At 43.3% G+C, this 7,322-nt stretch carries 6 protein-coding genes; 4 read left to right on the forward strand and 2 right to left on the reverse strand.

The window, feature by feature from the left end; all coding sequences use genetic code 11:
* Positions 1 to 11 precede the first annotated feature (11 nt).
* Positions 12 to 1,481, forward strand: a complete 1,470-nt coding sequence (locus tag F0364_RS14310; RefSeq protein ID WP_207632679.1) for a RagB/SusD family nutrient uptake outer membrane protein — start codon at positions 12 to 14, stop codon at positions 1,479 to 1,481.
* A 99-nt stretch (positions 1,482 to 1,580) separates the two neighbouring features.
* Complete coding sequence (locus F0364_RS14315; RefSeq protein WP_153798474.1) at positions 1,581 to 3,152, forward strand: FAD-dependent oxidoreductase; 1,572 nt, start codon at positions 1,581 to 1,583, stop codon at positions 3,150 to 3,152.
* Between the two features lie 988 nt (positions 3,153 to 4,140).
* On the opposite strand, the gene F0364_RS14320 is transcribed toward F0364_RS14315, so the two are convergent.
* Positions 4,141 to 5,454 (reverse strand): serine hydrolase domain-containing protein, encoded by a 1,314-nt coding sequence (locus F0364_RS14320; RefSeq protein WP_207632680.1) that lies wholly within the window; start codon positions 5,452 to 5,454, stop codon positions 4,141 to 4,143.
* Between the two features lie 437 nt (positions 5,455 to 5,891).
* Here F0364_RS14320 and F0364_RS14325 point away from each other — a divergent pair, with 437 nt between their 5' ends.
* On the forward strand, positions 5,892 to 6,317 hold the full coding sequence (locus F0364_RS14325) for a response regulator (protein ID WP_235921113.1): 426 nt from the start codon (positions 5,892 to 5,894) through the stop codon (positions 6,315 to 6,317).
* A gap of 112 nt (positions 6,318 to 6,429) precedes the next feature.
* Positions 6,430 to 6,663, forward strand: a complete 234-nt coding sequence (locus F0364_RS14330; protein WP_153798476.1) for a hypothetical protein — start codon at positions 6,430 to 6,432, stop codon at positions 6,661 to 6,663.
* 134 nt (positions 6,664 to 6,797) lie between these two features.
* Here the strand turns inward: F0364_RS14330 and F0364_RS14335 are convergent, their stop codons facing one another.
* Complete coding sequence (locus F0364_RS14335; RefSeq protein ID WP_153798477.1) at positions 6,798 to 7,187, reverse strand: hypothetical protein; 390 nt, start codon at positions 7,185 to 7,187, stop codon at positions 6,798 to 6,800.
* Positions 7,188 to 7,322 lie beyond the last annotated feature (135 nt).

Raw genomic sequence — 7,322 nt, forward strand, 5'->3', positions numbered from 1 at the left:
AACTTCAATATATGAAACCCGACACAATTTCGCCAGTTAAGCTGCGAACATTACTGTGCTGTTTTTTTGCAATGATGTTAATCATTTTGGAGAGTTGTAAAAAAAATCTTAATGAGGTGCCTTATTCTTTTTTGGGCGAGGAAAATTCTTTCAAGACGGCAAATGATGCAACAGTTGCAATAAATGCTGTGTATGATAAGCTGCGAACCATTTATGGTATGACCATGATCAACATGGCTGATCTAAATTCCGAGGAACTCAATGTCGAAGCTACTGTCGGTGCCACCGTTTTGGATTTCAAAGAGAATACATACTCGGCTGCCAATTCTATTTTCGATGCCTTTTATACAAATTGTTACTTGTTAATTGACAGGGCAAACCGTGTACTCCGAAACGTTCCAGGCATTACTATGGATGCTACAGCAAAAGCTCAAATTCTTGGTGAAGCCAGGTTTTTGCGGGCACTTATTTATTTCGATCTGGTGCAAGCCTTCGGTGATGTTCCACTAGTTCTTATACCTACTACGGATGTTGTAAATGTCAATATAGAACGTGTGCCTGCTGAGGAAGTTTACATTCAAATCATTAGTGATTTAAAAGATGCAGAGGCTGCAAACCTTCCGGCAAAGTATACATCTTCCGGAACCATAGGACGGGCAACAAGTGGTGCCGTTAAATCAATTTTAGCAAAGGTTTACCTTACCCGTAGGGACTATACCAATGCCGCTCTATATGCCAAACAGGTGATCGACTCAGAAAGCTATAGTCTTTTTCCGGATTATAAAGATGTTTTTCCACCCGAGAACAAAAATGGCCAGGAACATATTTTTTCAGCGCAATACAGTTGTGTTAAAACAACTTACGGCAGCTCGATGGCCCAAAACTTTTCAATCTATTTTTCATATCCTATCAATCAGGGTGGCGGAGTGTTCAATGCCGACACATTGTATGTAAATTCGTACCTTACCGGAGATTATCGTAAACACGTTACAATTATCACGCAAAAGGTGAATCCATCGAATAATCAATTAGTTGTAGCACGTAATGGCCCTTGCATTGATAAATACTGGGACCCCTCCCCTTGCGCGGAATTCGGCGCACGCAACAATTTTATGATCATACGTTACGCAGATGTGTTGCTTATGTATGCGGAAGCAGAGAATGAACTTAGCGGTCCAACCGTTGCTGCTTATGATGCTATCAATCAAGTGAGAACCAGGGCCAGAAACGGTGATTCTTCCGCTAATCCACAAAATCTAACTGGTTTATCCCAGTCTGAGTTCAGGGAAGCTGTTTTACAGGAACGGGGTTGGGAGTTATGTTATGAAGGCCATCGCCGCTGGGATTTATTACGTTCAGGCAAATACGTCAGTACACTTCAAGCGGCAGGGATGCCAGTTTCGCAACAAAACCTGCTTTATCCTATTCCGCAGCATCAGATAGATGTAAATCCCGCACTTACACAAAACCCCGGTTATTAGGCTATAAAGAATAAAGAAAGGGTGCTGAGCACCCTTTCTTTATCAGTTCTCAAAAACAGACCAGATACTGAAATACTGAAGTAAGCCAAAATTATTGAAATGAAGAAGATATGTATAATTGCCACAATAATGCTCTATGCCTTTGGGTCAAACGCTGCCAGCGATCCTACTATCGTAGTTTATGGGGGAACGCCGGCAGGGATATCTGCAGCCATCTCGGCGGCCAGACAGGGAGCTAAAGTTATTTTGATTGAGCAGACCCGGCATGTGGGCGGCATGAATACAAGTGGAATAGGAACCGCTGAAACCGAACATATGATTGAGGAAACTATCTCTGGAATTCCGCTGGAGATCTATACCCGGATTGGCAAAGCGTATGGAATGAATAAACCCGCTTTTTACTTTGAATCGCATGTTGTTGAAAAAGTATTTGTTGACCTGCTGGTGGAACAAAATGTGTCTGTCATCTACGAGGGCTTCGTTAACAGCGTAAATAAAACACGTAACGTCATCAAAAGTATAACGCTGACCAATGGGAAAACCGTAAGCGGCAATGTTTTTATCGACGCAACTTACGAGGGTGATTTAATGGCACTTGCAGGTGTATCCTATACCTACGGTCGAGAAAGCAAAACGCAATATAATGAATCGCTTGCCGGTATTCGCCTATTGGATAAGCCCATTGACGTATCGCCATATGATGATAGTGGACAATTGCTTCCGGGGTTTGTTGAGGCAAAAAATTTAGCCAACGGAGAAGCTAGTAACAGGATTATCAATTATAATTTTCGGTTGATGATGTCCACGAACTCCGATAGAGCGCCATTTCAATTTCCATTGCATTACGATGCCAGTCGTTTCATTACGCTTAAACGCCTGCTTGCACAAAAGCCTGATATAAAACTTGCTGATATAATTGACATTTACTCCTGGAACTATCCTCCCGGAAAGTATGAAACTAATAATAAACAAAACGCGGTCATCTCATTGGGACTTTTTGGGGGTAATACCGATTATCCTGATGCGGACTATAAAAAACGGCAGCAGATATTTCAGGATCATAAGGACTGGACATTGGGCTTACTTTATTTTCTGCAACATGATCAGTCTGTACCCAGGACTTTACATGATGAAGTCAATCGCTATGGCCTTGCTCCTGATGAGTTTAAGGATAATCATAATTTCCCCTACTATCTATATGTCCGCGAGGCGAGGCGTATGATTGGAAGCTATGTACAAACACAGAAAGATATATTCGAGAGCCCTGGAAAGCCTGATGCAATTGCTTTGGGTTCGCATTTTGTGGATTGCCATCACGTACAAAAAGTTGCAATATCCAAAACACAATACATTAATGAGGGACGGATTTGGGTTAAAGTTGACAAACCATACGAACTTGCATATCGCATTATCATTCCTAAACAAAATGAATGTATAAACCTTCTGGTACCTATTTGTGTTTCAGCTTCTCACGTAGGATTTTGCTCCATCAGAGTTGAGGTTACCTGGATGCAACTTGGTCAAGCGGCTGGCATTGCTGCCGTTTTGGCAGCCACAAACAAAGAGCCTGTGCAAAGTGTAAATACAGGGAATCTACAAAAGATTTTAAGAAAAGACGGTGTTGTGTTTAATCGGGATGAGAAGAATTGGATATCAAATGATAAGCCCTGATAATCGGTAATCTTAAACTTTTAAAATCATTCATTCACTTACCCCCCTGACTTGTTTGGGAGGAATTACCTATTTGAAATTGAGCAACTTCCAAATTATGGAAGAAACGGTATTCCTAACGAATAGTATATGCATATAATACACTCTTCCTTGGTTTAGTTTTATCCAGTGCTGCAATTATGCTATTTCATTCAAATTGATTAACTTTCAGTTGCCTCCCTTATAAACTATTCTTTCTATTGTCTGCCAACCGGTATCATGAATGTACACTTAAAAATTCCAATTGTATGAAAAGCACTTTTGTCATCCTGGCCGTTGTTTTCCTTTGGGCGTTATTTTTTCATTTCACAAACAAACGTTTCAGGCAGTTCCCAAAGTGACGGTATGCCCTGTCCGCGCCGATGCTTTTTTGATCTTTGCTTCCCCTGCCTGCAAAGCCGGATTCCCATAATTGCAGCAGGCTGTAGTGCAGGGTGAAGGTGTGAAGCACCGCGGGAAAAGCAGCTAAATATTGCTCTGAGATGGATGCGAATGAAGTTTTGCCCGGCTCTTTGAAACAGCCTCCCACCTGAAAATGCGCTCTGTGGCAACACCCTCTTCATTCTATCCACTCCCCCGTTTCCGGTATAATAAAAAGACCGCAGGTAACGCTTCCACGGTCTCATTTTTAATTCCGGCAGCAATTCAATTTTTGTGAGCAGGTCGTATTGTAGCTTGTAGCAGGGCACAGGTAAAAAAAAGCCAGGCACGTAAATACCCGGCCTGACACCCTTCAAGGGTACCCATCTAATTGCAATCTAACCAAAACATTTGATTGGGATGTATTAAAAATGGGGGATTCTTTATTCATTAAGACAGCTCTATGAACAGGTCAGCCAACGAATGCATTTCGTTCAGTTCATAAAGCTGCTACGGCAAACATCTGGAAGGATAGCCCGGTGCGGTAGGCAAAAGTTTCTTCCAGCCAAAACCGCGGAACGGATTTACATTAATTTTCTTTGGTAAATACCCGCTCACCTTGCGGGCGCCTGATGCGCATTTGTTTTTTAGCGGCATCGAACTGCACTGTTACGCCTGTCGTGATAGTGAATTCACTTTCAGTTGTTGCTTCAAGCGGGATAGCACCGCCACCATCCTGCTGAATAAAAAGCGTTGAATCAGTCCGGGTAACCTTCCATTTGACAGGGGCATCGGGCGCCGTATATATACCTGTATACCGGTCAAGGATTTCAGGGCTCAACTTAAGCGCATTGAAAGAAGGTATTTCAAACGGCCTGTTCCAGTAAATGTCAAAAACCCCGCTAACGATATCTTTTACAGGAAAAACCTTCGCATTGGTTGTGTAGGCCATCGCCAGCTTTTGCTCCGGGTAATAGGCGAGCCATGCCCCGGACGTCCCGCTCCCCCCTGTATGGCCATATAAGATTTTTCCATCGAACGTGAAGGACTCCATTCCCATGCCTTCGCCATCCCTCAAGGTTGTCATCAGCCTGAGGCTGCTTTGCGAAACCAGTTTAAGGTCAAAAAGACCCTGGATGAATTTCACCATATCCGCAGGCGTCGAAACAATCGCACCAGCGCCGGCAGTAATGCTGAAATCCGGTTCCTTCGCTTCTTTCCATTCACCCAGATACCTGTAGGAGAGGCTTTCGTTCCGGGCCACGTTTGTATTACCGGTTCCCAAATACGTATTTTGAAGACCGAGCCGGGAAGTAATGCGATCTTTCAATACTTCCTGATAGGATTTGCCGGCAACCTTCTCGACAATATAACCCAGCAGCACATAGCCGGAGTTGCTGTAAAGATGCCTGGCATCCGGTTCAAAATCAGGCTGGCCTTTAGCAATTTCAGCAACTCTTTCCGCCTGTGTCCGGGGCTGCATTCCTGAACCATCAGGCGCGACATTGGGTATACCACTGCGATGTGAAAGTATTTGCGCGATAGTAATCTTATGGGCGTTAGGTATCTGGGAAAAGAATTTGTCAAGTGTGTCGTTAAGGCTTAATTTACCCTCTTCAACCAATTGAAAGATCATCACAGCGGTATACATTTTTGTGATCGATGAGATGCGGTACCTTGTGTCAACTTTCAGCGGCTCCTTTACGGTTTCAGTAACCCGGCCATATCCGAACGAGCGGGTGTAGAGGACTTTTCCATCCCTGGCTATGGCAATACTCCCCATGCCTTTGTTCCTTTCGACTAGACGGTCAAATAACTGATCAAGCTTTGACCTATCCAGTGTTTGTGCAGGTGCTGTGATAAAAAGCACAAGCGCCAACAATGTGCCTGACAAAATCTTCATCTTCATAGTATGGTTTGTAAATGAAACTAATAAATAAAAAGCACTTTGAATTACAAAGTAAAAACAAAGAACTCCTGCTTCCAAATATTTTTTATACTCCCACCTGAGGAAAACAGTCAGGATTTTACCTTCCCGTCAATCGCTTGTTTAACTATTTTTAAGAAAACGACCGCTGATGTTTTACAGTTTTCAGTTAGTTTGCCACATTTCATCTAATGGCCCTTTCCCTTTTCGGGTACACACTTCCAATTCCTCTGATTTCCCTTTCCCATTTCGCTTCCCCACCATTGACATCTGTAATCGGTAGGTGGTTATCGTCCAGCTTCAACCAGGTTTTCCAGATTCCTTACAAAGCCAGCTTTTAATTGAAATAAAAATTTCATGCTATGCTGACTCCTTCTGTATAAGTATTGTAGGTAGACGATGAAATCAATAACCTGGTCGCCCTCGAGGCCAGTTTCCGGAGGCACTTTGCTGTCTTTGTAGCCCAATCAGCCGAAGAGGGCCTGCAGATCCTTTCGCCGAATGAAGTGCATGTGATCATCAGCGACCAGCGGATGGCCGGGATGACCGGTGTTGAATTTTTTGCGGTTGTTGTTGACCGGTTCCCTGAACCGATCCGGATATTACTCACTGGTTCGGATATATCCGCCGGGCTCGGGGCGATCAATACCGGCCAGGTGTATAAATACCTGACCAAGCCCTGGGATGAAGAGACCATTAAAAATTTTGTGAAGAAAATTTTTGAAGTCTATATGTTAAGAAAACAAAATAAACAATTGACCAACAAACTGCTGGATACCAGCAAAAAACTGAATTGCTGGCCAGGCATGCGATACTATCTTGAGTCTCTGATGGGCTAAGCGTTGAACCATAGTTAAAATGTCCTATGCGGTAACAGAACTGCCATCTGTGTGACCGCGTTCCAAAGCTGGCCGGCATTTTGGAGCATTCAACAGCTTTATAACCTGTCTGATGGGAAAAAATTCTTTATTGCGGCTAAAACTGCGCCTGCGCCATATCAACGGCCTGATCAATGATCGGAAAAAAGCCGGGACAAGTGACGTTAATGCGGGTATCGGTAAGGGTTCGCATGGCGGAGGTTTAGCTGGTATTAGATTAAAATGTTTTTTTGGGAAATGCAAGGGCCGCAGTAAAATCGCTACACAAAGCCTTCCGGACTCGCTACAAGACTATATTTGTGCTTAAATACCTTTGGCCTTAGCATGTCATTAGGGGGGGAATGTATCATGCATGTAAAAGGTTCACATTATAAAATCCAAAAAAGGGCTTGGCTTTAAGTTTGAATGAGGCTCGGTGCCGGTTATGCCTTGTGTGTTTTGTTATTGTAAGGTAATCTTTGCCGTTACGATTTCTTTTCTTTTTATCCAACCAGCCAATGGTTCAGGCACATAAAGCAATTTGCCGCTTTTATTAAGCAACCCCAGGCTTTGGGCCAGGGCCCTCTCAATACTTTTCCGTCTTTTTTTCCTGGCAGGAACTGGAGAGTATAGTTTAGTGAAGAAGCTGATAGCCTTGTTTAGGACCGCAAGTTCCTGACGGTATTTTCGTTCCTTGCGATACAAAATCATCAACCGTTTATAGGGCAATTCACTTCCAGGTCTCATCTTGATAGCACGCTTGTATCTCTCAATTGCTTTGGCATTGTCCTGCCCGGTTTCTGCAGTTTTTGCTTGTTCCATAACATCTGTATAACCTTCCGTTTCTCCCATTTTCTGTAATTACGACACATAAGAACGTCAAATCTAATGCCAGGGTCTGCATAACATTTGAATTTTCGAAGACTTACAGTATTGGCCAACAAATGGACTGGAAAATGAGTTTTGACGGCTATGGATATGACGGCA

It is taken from the genome of Foetidibacter luteolus (genome assembly GCF_009650435.1).
Classification (GTDB): Bacteria; Bacteroidota; Bacteroidia; order Chitinophagales; family Chitinophagaceae; genus Foetidibacter; species Foetidibacter luteolus.